We start from the raw sequence: 14,179 nt of genomic DNA, 5'->3' as shown, positions 1-14,179 counted from the left end.
GCCTACGAGCGTTCTTCCAGGAGCACGCGCACTGCGGCCTCGAGCTCCGCGACCGTCGCACTCGCCCGCTCCGCAGAGTCGGCGGTGGCGTCGATGTAGACCTTGAGCTTCGGCTCGGTGCCGCTCGGACGCACGATGATGCGCGAGCCGTCTGCGAGCCTGTACCGCAGCACATCGCCGGACGGCTGTCCCTCGTCGGCGTGCAGCAGATCCTCCGCAGAGGCGATGGCGTGGCCACCGAGCTGCCGCGGCGGGATCGTGCGCAGGGACAGCATCACACTGCCGATGACCGAGAGATCCTGCACGCGCACCGACACCTGTCCGCTGGCGAAGTGGCCGTAGGTGTCGCCCAGCTCCGACATCAGGTCGGCGAGCGACTTCCCGCGCTCATGAGCCTCGGCCGCGAGACCGAGGACCGCGACGGCGGCCGAGATGCCGTCCTTGTCGCGCACGGTCTCGGGGTTCACGAGGTACCCGAGGGCCTCCTCGAACCCGAACACGATGCCGGGGGCGCGGGAGATCCATTTGAAGCCCGTGAGCGTCTCGTGGAAGTCGAGGCCGTGGTGCGCGGCGACGGCGCCGAGGCCGGGGGAGGAGACGAGCGAGCAGGCCAGCGAGGCCCCGGGAGTGCCCGCAGCCGCCCGAGCTGCGCGCGCACCGAGCAGGAGTCCGACCTCGTTGCCGGTGAGGCGACGCCATCCGCTCTCGGAGGACGCATCGGGGATGGCCACGGCGAGGCGGTCGGCATCCGGATCGTTCGCGATGATGAAGTCCGCCTGCACTCGGCGCGCCCGAGCGAACGACAGGTCCATCGCCCCCGGCTCCTCGGGGTTGGGGAACGACACGGTGCGGAACGTCGCGTCGGGCGTCAGCTGCTCCTCGACAACCATCGGCTGCGGATATCCGGCGGCCGACACGATCTTCGACAGCGTCTCCCAGCCGACCCCGTGCATCGCGGTGTAGACCCAGCGGAGGTCCGATGCGCCTGCAGGCGCAGGCGAGATCGCGGCTGTCGCTGCCACGTACGCCTCGACGACGTCCTCACCCGCCGTCTCGTAGTCGGTGGAGCGAGGCAGGGCCGAGACGTCATCCGCGTCGGCGACCCGCTGGATGTGCGCGGCGATCTCGGCGTCGGCGGGTGCGACGATCTGCGAACCCTGGTCGGCGCCGCCCAGATAGACCTTGTAGCCGTTGTCGTTCGGCGGGTTGTGAGATGCCGTCACCATGACGCCAGCGTCCGCGCCCAGGTGGCGCACCGCGAAGGCGAGCACGGGTGTCGGCAGCAGCCTCGGGAGGAGGATCGCTCGCAGACCTGCCCCGGCGAACAGCTCGGCGGAGTCGGTCGCGAACACCCGGGAGTTGCGGCGGCCGTCATAGCCGATGACGACCGTCGGCGTGCGGCCGTGCGACTTCTCGCGCAGGTAGGCGGCGAAACCCGCGGCCGCCTGTGCGACGAGCACGCGGTTCATGCGGTTGCTGCCGGCGCCGAGCGCCCCGCGGAGCCCTGCCGTGCCGAACGCGAGTCTGGCGCCGAAGCGGTCGTCGAGGTCGGCGGCCGCCGCCTCGTCGCCGGAGGCCGCGCGGGTGATGACCGCGGCGAGCTCGTCGCGGGTCTCGTGATCCGGGTCCTGTCTCATCCAGGCGCGCGCCTGCGCCAGGCGCTCGTCGTTCACAGCGCCTCGACCACTCGGGCCAGCAGCGCCGAGATCACCGGCTCGGCCTCGCGGCCGGCTTCGATGACCTCCGCGTGGCTGAGAGGCGTCTTCTGGATGCCGGCTGCGAGGTTCGTGATGAGCGAGAACCCGAGGATCTCCATGCCTGCCTCGCGTGCGGCGATCGCTTCGAGGGCGGTGGACATGCCGACGATGTGGCCGCCGATGTGCTTCGCCATCTGCACCTCGGCCGGCGTCTCGTAGTGCGGGCCGCGGAACTGCGTGTAGACGCCCTCGTCGAGCGAGGGATCGACACTGCGGGCGATGTCACGCAGGCGCGGGGAGTAGAGGTCGGTGAGGTCGATGAAGGTCGCCCCTTCGAGAGGCGAGTCGGCGGTGAGGTTGATGTGGTCGCTGATCAGCACCGGCTGGCCGGGGGTCCACGTCTCGCGGACGCCGCCTGCACCGTTGGTGAGCACCATGATCTTCGCCCCCGTGGCTGCGGCTGTGCGCACCGAGTGCACGACCCGGCGCACGCCGTGGCCCTCGTAGTAGTGGGTGCGGGCGCCGATGACGAGCACGTTCTTGCCGTCGGGGGTGCGGATGCTGCGCAGAGTGCCCACGTGCCCTTCGAGAGCGGGCTTCGAGAAGCCGGTCACCTCGGTGGCGGGGATGGTCGCTGTGGTCTCGCCGATGATGTCGGCGGCCTTGCCCCAGCCGCTGCCGAGGGTCAGGGCGATGTCGTGCTTCTCGACTCCGGTCAGGCGCGCGATGTCGGCGGCTGCGTCGGCTGCGACCTCGAACGGGTTCGCATTCGGGTCGTCGAGGGGGTTGCTGTGTGTTTCGGACATGGATCCACTCTAGGAAGGTGCAGGCTCGGGGGCCAGGATTGCGGAAGAATGGAGATCATGTCTTCCACCCCTTTTGAGCGCACTCAGCGCGTCGCCGTGCTCGGCGGCGGTCCCGGCGGCTACGAGGCGGCGCTCGCCGCCGCCCAGCTCGGAGCCGAGGTGACCCTGGTCGAGCGCGTGGGCGTCGGCGGTGCGGCGGTCCTCACCGACGTCGTGCCCTCGAAGAGCCTGATCGCGACGGCCGATGCGGCCATCGCGATCTCGGAGGCATCCGACCTGGGTGTGCAGTTCTACGCGAAGGGCGAGCACGGCAAGCCGCTGAAGCCCGAGATCGCCATCAACCTCGCCGCCGTCAACAAGCGCCTCATCGCCCTCGCCGGGCAGCAGTCCGAGGACATGCGCTCCGCCCTGCTCGAGGCCGGAGTGCGCATCCTCTCGGGACACGGGCGCCTCGAGGGCCCGAACGCGATCATCGTCTCGACCGGTCACGGCGGCACGGACTTCGACCGCATCGAGGCCGACACGATCATCGTCGCCGTCGGCGCGTCGCCGCGCGAGCTGGACTCGGCGAAGCCCGACGGCAAGCGCATCCTCACCTGGACGCAGCTGTACGACATGAAGGCTCTGCCCGAGCACCTGATCGTCGTCGGATCCGGTGTGACCGGTGCCGAGTTCGCCTCCGCCTACATGAACCTCGGCGCCAAGGTCACCCTGGTGTCCAGCCGCGACCAGGTGCTTCCGGGCGAGGATCAGGATGCCGCGCGCGTGCTCGAGAAGGTCTTCAAGCGCGGCGGCATGACGGTGCTCTCCAAGGCCCGAGCCGAGAAGGTCGAGGTCACGAAGGACGGCGTGACGGCGACCCTGTCGGACGGCCGCACGGTCGACGGCAGCCACTGCCTCATGGCCGTCGGATCGATCCCCAACACCGCGGGCATCGGCCTCGAGGATGCGGGAGTCGAACTCGACGAGAGCGGACACGTCCGCGTCAACCGCGTGGCTCGCACCTCGGTTCCCAACGTCTACGCCGTCGGCGACTGCACGAACTTCTTCCCGTTGGCATCCGTCGCGTCGATGCAGGGCCGCACGGCCGTCTTCCACGCGCTGGGCGACATCGTGATCCCGCTCGAGCTGATCAAGATCACATCGAACATCTTCACCGCGCCCGAGATCGCGACGGTCGGATACTCCGAGAAGGACGTCGAGGACGGCGTGGCTGACGGGCTCGTCTACAAGCTGCCTCTCGCCGCGAACCCACGGGCCAAGATGATGGGCATCAAGGACGGCTTCGTGAAGCTCATCGCCCGCAAGGGCTCCGGCACCGTGATCGGCGGCGTGATCGTCGGACCGAAGGCATCCGAGCTGATCTACCCGATCGCCGTCGCGGTCGAACGCCGTCTGACGGTCGACCAGGTCTCGCGTGTGTTCGCGGCGTACCCGTCGCTGTCGAGCAGCATCACCGACGCGAGCCGGGCGATGCACCTCGTCAACGCGAAGATCTCGTAGCTCGTCGAGACGGTCGGACCGCGGCCGGTACCGTCGTCTGCGAAGACGGTACCGGTGCGAGTCCGACGGCTCGCCTCAGCGTGCCCAGACGGACGCGTCGCGGCGATCCTGCGCACGGAAGCTGTTGTTGCCCCGATGGGCGATCGCGGACAGCGCATGTGCGATCGCCGTCATCTCGCGCATCGACTGGTGCCATTCGCGCTGCGCCACACGATAGGCGACCTGTGCCTCTCCTGACCACTGCCAGGACAGCGCGTCCGCCGCAGCCTCGAGTCGATCGAGCTCGGCGTCGATCTGCCTCACATGCTCCGAGATCTCGGTGCACGCGGCGTCCAGCTGGTCGTGCTCGATCGAGATGATTCGACTGTCCATCTCACTCCCCTCAGAAGTCGTTCTGCGATGTGCAGGTCAGTGTGCCGTCGAGTGTCGCCGACGTCTCGAGTTCGGCCGGATACCCCTCGGCGGACGTGCCGATTCGGGCTTCGGCGTTGTCGAACGTCACCGCGCCGTCATGCTCGAACGCGTCCGTCGTCAGCAGCCACCGGTCGTCTCCGAGGCTGATCCAGGTGGTCGCGTCCGAGGCGCCGGTGATGGACGCGGTGAACGCCGAGAGCTCGCCGACGCGGTCCTGCGCGCTGGATGCGGTGAATCGATCGCCTGAGGTGACGCACTGCAGATCTGAAACCGAGACGGTCTGTCCTTCGCCCTCTTCGAACTGCACGGTAAGCGAGGATTCCGCGGAAGACGAGCAGCTGCTGAGCAGGATCGCGGCGAGTGCGGTGCCGACGACCGCGAGCGCGCGCTCACCGCGCACGGTCGTCACCCGAACCGGTCGTGTCGGAGCGGTCGCCCGGTCCGTACAGGAAGGCCGTTCGCACGGCTTCTCGCTGCTCGTCGTCCATATCGGCGAGGGCGGCCTTGAGCAGGCGGCCCGCCTCTTCCATCCGCGCGGCGAATGCCGGGGTCTGGGCGACGTCGCGGAGCGTCGCGCGTCCGGCGAGCGCCGCCTGAGCGCGATTGCGCACCGATTCGTCCATCTGCGGATCGCGGCTCAGGCGTGCGAGCAGTTCGCGGGCGCGGAGGTCGAGGGGACTTCCGGCCTGAGCGGTGCCGAGCACGCGGGGCTGGCCGGGGACTTCTCCTTCGGGAGAGATCGAGGGGTCGTCCATCATCAGTTCACCTGCGCATTGTCGTATCCGACGGGGAGGGGGAGGTCGGTGCCGCCCGCGAGCAGCGAGCTCAGCACTCCCACCGAGGCGTTCAGCGCGTCGAAGAAGGTCAGCACGGACTGCACGGTGTCGTAGGCGGACTTGGCGAGCCACAGGGCGTATCCGATCTCGATGCCACCGCAGAGGTAGCCGAGGATTCCACCGACGACCGTCTCGATCGTCACTGTGCCCGCCGCGATGCAGACGGCGGCCACGAGTGCGGCGTCGAGGATCTTCGAGAAGATGCCGCTCACCAGTGCAGCCGTGCTGATCATGCCCCGCGCCACCATCTCGAACTCCGGTCCGAGCTCGGCGATCTTGGTGCCCGCCTCACGGAGGAGCTCCGCGAGGTCGGTGAAGAACGCGTTCGCGGCTGTCGCCGCTTCCCCGGTCCAGGATCCGGCGGTCACGGCCATCTCGTAGGCCACGTTGTCGCCCTGGGTGCCGGTGTAGGCGCCGAGCTTGCGGAGCGAGTCCGAGACTTCATACAGCTTGTTCCAATCGCCGCTGAAGTTCTTGGAGATGACGTCGAGGTAGTTCCAGTCGAAGATCCAGTCCAGCACCTGGGCCAGCACCGACGACGGGCTCAGCCAGTCGGTCGTGAGGATGGTGGAGACCAGATCCTCCGGAGTCTCCGTGGCCGGAGGGGACAGCTCGTCCACTGCGTTGTGGGGCGAACCGGACGACGCATCGTCCGCCGATGTCGTGGCACCGCTGCCGCCCCCGCCGGGATAGTTCCGGTCGAGGTCGGCTTCGATCGCGTCGTCGAGTTCGAGTGATCGGGTCGCCGTGCCCTGCAGCTCGGTCGCGGATGCCGTCAGCGCGGTGTTCAGTGCGCCGAAGTAGCTGTTGAGCGCCTCCACCGTCTCATTAGCCGCGAACAGAGCCTTCGAATAAACGAAAGAAGTGTCGAGGTACTCGAGCGTGATGTGGTCGGAGGCGTAGGTCGTGGCTGTGGCCGTCGATCCGGAATCGTCGGTCAGTGCGCCGGCGTGCGCCGTGAGTCGCGCGGGGTCGATCCGATACATGCGATCCTTCCTCGGTGGTGGTCCGGCGATCAGCCTACTTCGAATGCGCTGCGATAATGGTGGCCATGCGAACTGCCCTCGTCGAACCGCCGCTCCTCGTCGCGGAGGGGCAGCGGTGACGGATTCGTTCGCATCGCCGCGGTTGCAGGGATGGCCGGCGAAGTGGGGTGAACGTCGCCCTCGACGCAACACCGGCATGCTCTGGCTCGGCGTGGTCCTCTTCGCCGCCGCGGCCGCCATGGTCGGATTCTCCGGCGGCGCCGCGGGGCCGCTGTGGTCGGGGGCGTTCGTCGCGCTGTTCGGTCTCACGGCCCTCGCCGTCGCTGCCCGCAGGCCTTTCGTCGCAGGGAGCGCGCGTCTGGCCGACGCGGCGACGCTGACGCGCGGGCGGATAGGAAGCCCTGATGCACGCGTGCACTTCGTGCCGGAGCGGCGCCCGGGCGTCGTCACCCTGATGCTGTGCGTCGTGTGGGCCATCGTGCTCACGGCCGCGACGATCGTGGCGGTCGGGATCGGGCTGACCGGCCGACCGGAGGCCTTCCTCGGCGTGGCGGTGCTCGCGGCGACCGCCGCGCTGTTCGTCTACACGGCGGTGCGCGCGGCCATCACGCAATACCGCTCCGATTCCTTCGGCCGTCGACCGATGGGGCTGGGCATCGGCCATGACGGGGTGCTCCTGATGCGTGCCACCGAGACCCTCTACGTGCCGTGGAGCGCGATCCGTCGCGTGGAGCCGGACACGACCGAACCCCGTCGAGGAATGGATGAGCTCCCGCTGATCCGACTCCGCGTGGACCCCGGTCGCGTGACCGCGTCCGACGGTATGCGTGTTCCCGCCACGGTCACCGTGGCCCCGGCGATGCTGAAGACGCACCCGCAGGTCGTCTGGTCCGCGCTGCGTGAGTTCCACGATTCGCCGGCGGCACGCGCCGCCCTCGGGACACCGACGGGGCAGGGGCTGTTCGACGAGTGGTGCGCGACTGCCCCTGCGGACTGAGGGAACGACGAAGGCCCCCGCCTCGAGGCGGGGGCCTTCGTCCTGATGCGTGTGGTCAGCTGATCGTGAGCAGCTGGTGCCCGGCCGAGACCGTCGCACCGGCGACCGCGCTGATGTTCGCGATCGTGCCGTCCTTGTGGGCCTCCAGCGGCTGCTCCATCTTCATCGCCTCGAGCACGACGACGAGGTCGCCCTTGACGACCTGCTGCCCCTCCTCGACGGCGATCTTGACGACGGTGGCCTGCATGGGCGACTTCACGGCGTCGCCGGAAGCACCGGCGCTGACGGAGGTGGCGTGGCTGCGACGAGACGGCGGCACGGCGGCCGGTCGTCCGGCGGTGCCTGCGGCTACGGCGACGCGGTCCGGAAGACTGACCTCGAGGCGCTTTCCTGCGACCTCGACCACCACCGTGTGGCGGTTCTCGGCGGCCGCAGGAGACTCGAGCTCGCCGTCCCACGCCGGGATGTCGTTCTCGAACTCGGTCTCGATCCAGCGTGTGAAGATGCCGAACTCGCCGTTCTCCGCGGTGAAGGCGGGGTCGCGGACGACCTTGCGGTGGAACGGGATCACGGTCGGGAGGCCGGCGACCTCGAATTCGTCGAGCGCCCGGCGCGACCGCTCCAGAGCCTCGGCGCGGTCCTTGCCCGTGACGATGATCTTCGCGAGCAGCGAGTCGAATGCTCCCGAGACCGAGTCGCCGGCGGTGACGCCGGAGTCGAGCCGGATGCCGGGGCCGCCGAAGGTCTTGAAGACGTGGATCGGACCCGGCTGGGGGAGGAATCCGCGACCGGGGTCTTCGCCGTTGATCCGGAACTCGATCGAGTGGCCGGTCGGCTTCGGGTCGTCGTAGTCGATGCTGCCGCCGGCGGCGATGCGGAACTGCTCCCGCACCAGGTCGATGCCGGTGACCTCTTCGGAGACGGGGTGCTCGACCTGCAGGCGGGTGTTGACCTCGAGGAACGACACGGTGCCGTCGGCGCCGATCAGGAACTCGCAGGTTCCTGCGCCGACGTACCCGACCTCCTTGAGGATGGCTTTGGAGGCCGAGTAGAGCAGGTCGTTCTGCTCGTCCGTGAGGAACGGAGCCGGTGCCTCCTCGACGAGCTTCTGGTGGCGCCGCTGCAGCGAGCAGTCACGCGTCGAGATCACGACGACGTTGCCCTCCGCGTCAGCCAGGCACTGGGTCTCGACGTGGCGGGGCTTGTCGAGGTACTTCTCAACGAAGCACTCTCCACGACCGAACGCCGCGACGGCCTCACGGGTGGCCGACTCGAACAGCTCGGCGACCTCGTCGAGCTCGCGGGCGACCTTGAGGCCTCGGCCTCCACCGCCGTACGCGGCCTTGATCGCGATCGGCAGACCGAACTCCTGGGCGAACGCGATGACCTCGTCCGCTCCGGCGACCGGGCCCGGCGTGCCGGGGGCGAGGGGAGCGCCCACCTTCTCGGCGACATGACGGGCGGTGACCTTGTCGCCGAGCGCCTCTATGGCCTCGGGGGAGGGGCCGATCCAGGTCATGCCTGCACCGATGATGGCGCGGGCGAACTCGGCGTTCTCGGCGAGGAAGCCGTACCCGGGGTGCACGGCATCTGCGCCGGCACGGCGGGCGATCGAGAGGATCTTCTCGATCTGCAGGTAGGTCTCGGCGCTCGTGGCACCGCCGAGGGCGTAGGCCTCGTCGGCGAGGCGGGTGTGCAGAGCGTCCCGGTCCTGGTCGGCGTACACGGCGACCGAGGCGATCCCCGAGTCGCGAGCGGCACGGATGATGCGGACGGCGATCTCGCCGCGGTTGGCGATGAGCACCTTGGCGATATCAGGCATGCTTGCCAGCCTAGCGAGAAGGGTGGCTTTCGCTTTGACGACTCTCCACAAGAAAGAGGGAGAAACGTCGACGAGACTCTACGACCAGAGGTCGGTCCACGTCACGCCGAGATCCGCAGCGAGGCGGCGCACGGTCGACAGCGACATCCCGACCACCGTCGACGGGTCTCCGTCGACGCGCGTGATGAAGGCTCCGCCCAGGCTGTCGACCGTGAATGCGCCGGCGACGAGCAGAGGCTCGCCGGAGGCGACGTAGGCCGTGATCTCGGCATCCGTGATGTCCTCGGCGAAGGTCACCGAAGCCTCCGCCGTCGCGGTGGCCTCGACCGGAGCGGAGCCGGGGGAGACCCGGAAGACCGAGTGGCCCGAGTGCAGGATCCCGGTGGCGCCGCGCATCTCCTGCCAGCGCCTGGTCGCCTCCTCCGCCATGTAGGGCTTGCCGTAGACACGACCGCCGATCTCGAACATCGAGTCTCCGCCGATCACGATGCCGTCGAACGACCCGTCCTCCGCGAGCCGCTGAGCGACATCCGCGGCCTTCGCGCGGGCGAGCAGAAGCACGAGGTCGGCCGGCGCGAGCTCGGCGCCGCGTTCGGCAGCGGCAGCGGCGGCGACCGCATCCTCATCCACGCCGGGCGACTGGGTCAGCGGTTCGATGCCGGCCTGTCGCAGCAGCATGAGACGGGCGGGAGAGGTGGAGGCGAGGCAGACGCGCATGTTCACCACCGTATCCTCGAAGGATGACTTCCTCCCCAGCCCTGCTCGATCTGGACATCACCGGCATCGCGCACGGCGGCACGTTCATCGCCCGACACGAAGGTCGCGTCGTCTTCGTCTCCGACGCCATCCCCGGTGAGCGGGTCCGCGCGCGCCTGACCGAGGATTCGACCGGAGAGTCGAAGAGCTTCTGGCGCGCCGAGACGGTCGAGGTCCTCGAGGCTTCGCCGCACCGCCGACCGCACGTCTGGGCGGAGGCCGACGTCTCTCGCGCCCCGGAGGATCGGCCGGGTGGTGCCGACCTCGGGCACATCGACCTCGCGCAGCAGCGCGTGCTGAAGCGTCAGGTGCTGACCGAGGCGCTCGATCGCTTCGCCGGTCCCGGACTCGAGGCCCCCGAGATCGAAGCCGTCGACTCCACCGACGGCACCGGGTGGCGCACGAGGGTCACCCTGCACGTCGACGACGAGGGCCGGGTCGGGCCCTATGCCGCGCGCAGCCACCGCGTGATCCCGGTCCGTTCCCACCCGCTCGCCCGCCCGGCGGTCGCGAAGGCGGCGCTGCGCCTCGCCGGCGGCGACGCGGGAAGCGTCGACCTCGTCGAACCCGGCGACGGCGAGGTGCGGGTCATCCGCCGAGACCGCCTCGACGAGCGCCCGGCAAGGGGCCAGCATCGTCGGCCCGCCCCCGAGGTCGTCTACGAGCAGGTGGGAGACCGTCGGTTCCAGGTCGACGCCGGTGGATTCTGGCAGGTGCACCCCCGTGCCGCCTCGGTGCTCGACGGCGCCGTCTACGGAATCCTCGACGGCCATGTCGACCCCGAGAAGAAGCACTTCGATCTCTACGGGGGAGTCGGGCTCTTCGCCGCGTCGCTCGCGGATCTCGGCGGCACCGACATCGTCACGGTCGAGTCGAGCCGACGAGCGACCCTTCACGCGCAGCAGAACCTCGCGCCCCTCGCAGTGGATGCCGTCACGGCGAGAGTCGACCGCTATCTCGCCGGTGTCCCCGCGGGTACGCGCGCAGGAGCCGTCGTCCTCGATCCGCCGCGTGCGGGCGCCGGCCGCGCCGTGGTCGACGCTCTCGACACGCTCGCCCCCGAAGCCATCGCCTACGTCGCGTGCGACCCCGTCGCGCTCGCCCGTGACCTCGGCACCTTCCGTGCGCATGGGTGGAACGTGGGGACTCTGCGAGGGTTCGATCTGTTCCCGCACTCGCACCACTTCGAGGTCGTCGCGCTGCTCACTCGGTGACCGGTGATCTGCGGACGCTGACTACTCAGTAGGCTGGGCGGATGAGCAGGGTCGCACTCATCGACGATCACGAATCCGTCCGTCTCGGTCTCGAGGCGGCGTGTGCTCGTGACGGAGCGCAGACCGTCGTCTTCTCCGGCAGCACGGTCGTGTCGTATCTCGAGTGGAGGTCGGCGACGTCATCGCAGCCGGCCGACGTGGTGGTGCTCGACCTGACGCTCGGCGACGGCACCACGGTGACGGAGAACGTCCGGTCGCTCGTCGCAGACGGCGCGAGCGTCGTGATCCACAGCGTCGCCGATCGACCGGCGGCCGTGCGCGAGGCGCTCGCCGCCGGTGCGGCGGGCGTCGTGAGCAAGTCCTCGGCGCTCGACGACGTGCTGGACGCCATCCGCACCGTCGCCCAGGGTGAGGCGCTCAACAACGTCGAGTGGGCGAGCGCCGTCGACGGGGATCGCGACTTCGCGGATGCCCAGCTGTCGACCCGAGAACGAGAGGTCTTGCGGCTCTATGCGGCCGGCCTGCCGCTGAAGGCTGTGGCCGAGCGACTCGGCGTGGCCTACTCGACCGCGAAGGAGAACATCACTCGCATCCGGGTCAAGTACGTGGAGGTCGGCCGACCGGCACCGACGAAGGTCGACCTTCTGCGCCGCGCGATGGAGGATGGGATCGTCGCCGCAGACGGGGCGCCGAGTGGCCGCTGATCCGCTCAGCATCCGCGAGGCCTGGAGCAAGATTCCTTCTCCCGGCAGCGTGGAGACCGAGTTCGAGCGCTTCACCGGCAAGCGCATGGAGCGCATCCTCGCCACTGTCGTCGCGATCGGATCGGGCGTTCTCGGAGCGCAGGCGCTGATCGCGGGCATCACCACCACATCGGGGGCGGATGCTGCGCGCATCACGATCCTGCTCGTCGTCTTCATTCCGCTGATCGTGATGCTCATCGCGTGCGTCATCGGCCGTGGTGTCAGGACGGCGTCGGGGGCGTTCGCGATCGTCTACACGGTCGCGCTCGGTGCGTGGCCGAGTTTCGTCGAGCCGGTGGGAGAGGCGGCCGACCAGCCATGGATCTTCTTCCTCGTCAACGTGGGCGTCGTGGCCGCCATGCTCGCATTCCCGCTCTGGCTCCAGTTCGCCTGGGCATTGTGTCTGCCGTTCGTCTACGGCTACGTCCGTCTCGTCGAGGGCGACTTCTCTCGTGACTTCTGGGTGACGACCGCCTTCGACGTGTCGTTCACGCTGATTCTCGGTTTCGTCATCATCGCGCTCGGGTGGATGTTCCGTTCGGTCGCCGCCGGCGTCGACGAGGCTCGCGCGCGGGCGGTCGCGTCGTATGCGGGGGCAGCGGCCGCGGCCGCGGCAGAAGAGGAGCGCGCGGCCATGTCGGCACTCATGCATGACAGCGTTCTCGCGGCACTGATCGCCGCCGAGCGAGCGGAGGGAGAGCGCGCGCAGGACCTCGCCGTGGGTATGGCGCGCGAGGCTCTCACCCGGCTGGCGAACACGGAGGCCGCAGTCGCTCAGGAGGGGAGCGATGAACCTGTGGGTGCGGCACAGATCGTGGTCGAGCTCCGCAGAGCGCTCTCGGAGCTCGGGGCGGATGCGATCGTCGAGGAACGAGGCGGGATCGGCCTGATCCCCGGACGCGCCGCGAGAGCGCTCGTGCTCGCTGCCAGGCAGGCGCTCGGCAACGCCGTCACCCATGCGGGCGGGCGCGGCCTGCACATCCTCGTGGAGGGCCGAGGTGATGAGGGCATCACCGTGACGATCTCGGACACGGGGCCGGGGTTCGATCTTCGGGCGATCGGTGCCGACCGCCTCGGAATCAGAGCATCGATCTTCGCGCGCATGGCCGGAGTGGCCGGCACCGCAGAGATCGACTCGAGCGAGTGCGGCACCACTGTCACTCTGGGCTGGGAGCGTCCATGAACCGCACGGTGCGCAGCGTCGCGACCTCACTCGCTGTCGGCTTCGCGATGTACTTCGCCGCCAGAGGCGTCTGGTGGATCGAGCAGCCGTCCGCACCGCTGCTGATGGTCGCGGCGATCGCCCTCTATCTCGTCGTCGTCAACGTCGCGATCCTCTGGGACTCGGCGGTCTCGGTGCGGATGCCTCTCTGGGCGGCGCTGGCGACCCTGGTCTCGAGCATCCTGATTCCGGTGCTCGTGACGCTGTCTCTCGATCCGCTGACGCGCACGGCGCCGTTCGCGACCTGGTACATCGGTGCCCTCGGTCTGATGGGCGTCGTGTGCATCGTGCGGCGTCGCTTCGTCATCGGCTGGCTGGTGGTGGCCGTCCTCGTCGCCACCTCCTCGGCGTATCTGGGCTTCTTAGTCGCACTGTCGCTCGGTCTCGTCGGCTCGCTCATGTGGGTCGTGATCGCTCACCTGCTCGTGATCTTCTGGGACAGAGCCGTCCGCGACACCGAGCGTCTCGCGGGAATCCAGCAGGCGGTGTCTGCGTGGCACGCGACCCAGCAGGTGCGCCAGAAGGAACGTCGCCTGCGCACGCAGTTCGCGCTCGCGGTCGCCGGGCCCGTGCTCAGCCGCACGGTCGCCTCTCGCGGCGCGCTGAACGACGAGGAACGTCTGCAGGCGCGCCTGGCCGAGGGACGGCTCCGCGACGAGCTGCGCGGCGCGGATCTGCTCAACGACGCGGTACGTGATGCGATCGAGGACGCGCGTCGCCGGGGTGCCGTGGTCACGGTCTTCGATGAGGGCGGCCTGGCAGACGTCGACGAGGAGAGGCGCGCGACGATCCGCGACGAGCTCGCGCGAGTGCTGCGCGATGCCGATGCGGAGCGGTGGATCATCCGGGCGGCTCAGGATCCTCTCACCGCCGTGACGATCGTCGGTCGGGCAGGTGCAGGCGGACAGAGCGACGACGATGCCGTCGACGTGTGGCACGAGATCCCCCGAGACGCGCCGGAGGGCTGACGCCTGCCCCTGCCCTCGGCTCTGGCCGGGGGAGGGAGGTCAGAGTCGAGGTCAGACAGAGTGGGCGAGGGGCGGCGAATCCGCCTGCCCCTCGCCAAGCGGACAAGTTACCCGAAAACCGTCCGCTGGTGGCCGGTCTGCGTCTATCTACCCTGGGACAGAGAGACCAGCCGAACGCTGAGCGTCTTACTCAGTTTCGCGGTTAGTCAAGTCGT

Annotated in this window: 14 protein-coding genes; 6 read left to right on the top strand and 8 right to left on the bottom strand. The window is 69.2% G+C overall.

All coding sequences use genetic code 11. The features are described 5' to 3' along the window. Positions 1 to 2 precede the first annotated feature (2 nt). On the bottom strand, positions 3 to 1,673 hold the full coding sequence (locus tag OPU70_RS04925) for a phospho-sugar mutase (RefSeq protein ID WP_042536485.1): 1,671 nt from the start codon (positions 1,671 to 1,673) through the stop codon (positions 3 to 5). Beyond that, positions 1,670 to 2,503, bottom strand: a complete 834-nt coding sequence (locus OPU70_RS04920; protein ID WP_042536486.1) for a purine-nucleoside phosphorylase — start codon at positions 2,501 to 2,503, stop codon at positions 1,670 to 1,672. Before OPU70_RS04920 ends, OPU70_RS04925 begins: the two co-directional genes overlap by 4 nt. 48 nt (positions 2,504 to 2,551) lie before the next feature. On the opposite strand from OPU70_RS04920, the gene OPU70_RS04915 reads away from it, so the two are divergent. Beyond that, the gene (locus OPU70_RS04915; RefSeq protein WP_194285947.1) at positions 2,552 to 4,006 is read left to right on the top strand and encodes an NAD(P)H-quinone dehydrogenase; all 1,455 of its coding nucleotides are present in this window, start codon (positions 2,552 to 2,554) and stop codon (positions 4,004 to 4,006) included. 75 nt (positions 4,007 to 4,081) lie between these two features. Here the strand turns inward: OPU70_RS04915 and OPU70_RS04910 are convergent, their stop codons facing one another. The 4 genes from OPU70_RS04910 to OPU70_RS04895 are packed head-to-tail and all read right to left on the bottom strand — an operon-like array spanning position 4,082 to position 6,242. Then, positions 4,082 to 4,378, bottom strand: a complete 297-nt coding sequence (locus OPU70_RS04910; RefSeq protein ID WP_052492793.1) for a WXG100 family type VII secretion target — start codon at positions 4,376 to 4,378, stop codon at positions 4,082 to 4,084. 10 nt (positions 4,379 to 4,388) lie between these two features. Further along, positions 4,389 to 4,829: a hypothetical protein gene (locus OPU70_RS04905; RefSeq protein WP_042536487.1), complete on the bottom strand. Its 441-nt coding sequence runs from the start codon at positions 4,827 to 4,829 to the stop codon at positions 4,389 to 4,391. Further along, entirely contained in the window at positions 4,810 to 5,178 is a 369-nt protein-coding gene (locus OPU70_RS04900) for a hypothetical protein (RefSeq protein WP_153302227.1), read from the bottom strand. The genes OPU70_RS04905 and OPU70_RS04900 overlap by 20 nt, the downstream gene beginning before the upstream one ends. After that, positions 5,178 to 6,242: a hypothetical protein gene (locus tag OPU70_RS04895; protein WP_042536489.1), complete on the bottom strand. Its 1,065-nt coding sequence runs from the start codon at positions 6,240 to 6,242 to the stop codon at positions 5,178 to 5,180. Before OPU70_RS04895 ends, OPU70_RS04900 begins: the two co-directional genes overlap by 1 nt. A gap of 115 nt (positions 6,243 to 6,357) precedes the next feature. Here OPU70_RS04895 and OPU70_RS04890 point away from each other — a divergent pair, with 115 nt between their 5' ends. After that, the gene (locus OPU70_RS04890) at positions 6,358 to 7,239 is read left to right on the top strand and encodes a hypothetical protein (protein WP_498557258.1); all 882 of its coding nucleotides are present in this window, start codon (positions 6,358 to 6,360) and stop codon (positions 7,237 to 7,239) included. A 55-nt stretch (positions 7,240 to 7,294) separates the two neighbouring features. Here the strand turns inward: OPU70_RS04890 and OPU70_RS04885 are convergent, their stop codons facing one another. Both OPU70_RS04885 and OPU70_RS04880 read right to left on the bottom strand, forming a co-directional pair. After that, positions 7,295 to 9,061: an acetyl/propionyl/methylcrotonyl-CoA carboxylase subunit alpha gene (locus tag OPU70_RS04885; RefSeq protein ID WP_498557257.1), complete on the bottom strand. Its 1,767-nt coding sequence runs from the start codon at positions 9,059 to 9,061 to the stop codon at positions 7,295 to 7,297. Positions 9,062 to 9,139: 78 nt separating this feature from the next. Further along, positions 9,140 to 9,778, bottom strand: coding sequence for a Maf family protein (locus OPU70_RS04880; RefSeq protein ID WP_498557332.1), 639 nt, complete (start codon positions 9,776 to 9,778; stop codon positions 9,140 to 9,142). 23 nt (positions 9,779 to 9,801) lie between these two features. Here OPU70_RS04880 and OPU70_RS04875 point away from each other — a divergent pair, with 23 nt between their 5' ends. From OPU70_RS04875 to OPU70_RS04860, 4 genes are read left to right on the top strand one after another with little or no spacing between them, the layout of a single operon-like run. After that, a complete protein-coding gene (locus OPU70_RS04875) occupies positions 9,802 to 11,031 on the top strand; it encodes a class I SAM-dependent RNA methyltransferase (RefSeq protein WP_042536492.1) in 1,230 nt (409 codons plus the stop codon). A 41-nt stretch (positions 11,032 to 11,072) separates the two neighbouring features. Beyond that, the gene (locus OPU70_RS04870) at positions 11,073 to 11,735 is read left to right on the top strand and encodes a response regulator transcription factor (protein ID WP_042536493.1); all 663 of its coding nucleotides are present in this window, start codon (positions 11,073 to 11,075) and stop codon (positions 11,733 to 11,735) included. After that, the gene (locus OPU70_RS04865; RefSeq protein ID WP_475436333.1) at positions 11,725 to 12,957 is read left to right on the top strand and encodes a sensor histidine kinase; all 1,233 of its coding nucleotides are present in this window, start codon (positions 11,725 to 11,727) and stop codon (positions 12,955 to 12,957) included. Before OPU70_RS04870 ends, OPU70_RS04865 begins: the two co-directional genes overlap by 11 nt. Beyond that, positions 12,954 to 13,964 carry a hypothetical protein gene (locus OPU70_RS04860; protein ID WP_498557256.1) on the top strand — a complete coding sequence of 337 codons (1,011 nt, stop codon included), beginning with the start codon at positions 12,954 to 12,956 and terminating at the stop codon, positions 13,962 to 13,964. The genes OPU70_RS04865 and OPU70_RS04860 overlap by 4 nt, the downstream gene beginning before the upstream one ends. The last annotated feature ends 215 nt before the right edge of the window (positions 13,965 to 14,179 follow it).

It is taken from the genome of Microbacterium sp. SWDP-B6 (assembly GCF_059803615.1).
The sequence above is the reverse complement of the archived record's forward strand: the minus strand, read 5'-3'. Positions and strand labels throughout refer to the sequence as shown.

Bases quoted from the DNA above. Each gene is read 5' to 3' on its own strand.
- OPU70_RS04910 (WP_052492793.1), bottom strand. From the start codon at position 4,378: ATGGACAGTCGAATCATCTCGATCGAGCACGACCAGCTGGACGCCGCG.
- OPU70_RS04870 (WP_042536493.1), top strand. From the start codon at position 11,073: ATGAGCAGGGTCGCACTCATCGACGATCACGAATCCGTCCGTCTCGGT.
- OPU70_RS04875 (WP_042536492.1), top strand. From the start codon at position 9,802: ATGACTTCCTCCCCAGCCCTGCTCGATCTGGACATCACCGGCATCGCG.
- OPU70_RS04860 (WP_498557256.1), top strand. From the start codon at position 12,954: ATGAACCGCACGGTGCGCAGCGTCGCGACCTCACTCGCTGTCGGCTTC.
- OPU70_RS04885 (WP_498557257.1), bottom strand. From the start codon at position 9,061: ATGCCTGATATCGCCAAGGTGCTCATCGCCAACCGCGGCGAGATCGCC.
- OPU70_RS04920 (WP_042536486.1), bottom strand. From the start codon at position 2,503: ATGTCCGAAACACACAGCAACCCCCTCGACGACCCGAATGCGAACCCG.
- OPU70_RS04880 (WP_498557332.1), bottom strand. From the start codon at position 9,778: ATGCGCGTCTGCCTCGCCTCCACCTCTCCCGCCCGTCTCATGCTGCTG.
- OPU70_RS04895 (WP_042536489.1), bottom strand. From the start codon at position 6,242: ATGTATCGGATCGACCCCGCGCGACTCACGGCGCACGCCGGCGCACTG.
- OPU70_RS04900 (WP_153302227.1), bottom strand. From the start codon at position 5,178: ATGATGGACGACCCCTCGATCTCTCCCGAAGGAGAAGTCCCCGGCCAG.
- OPU70_RS04915 (WP_194285947.1), top strand. From the start codon at position 2,552: ATGGAGATCATGTCTTCCACCCCTTTTGAGCGCACTCAGCGCGTCGCC.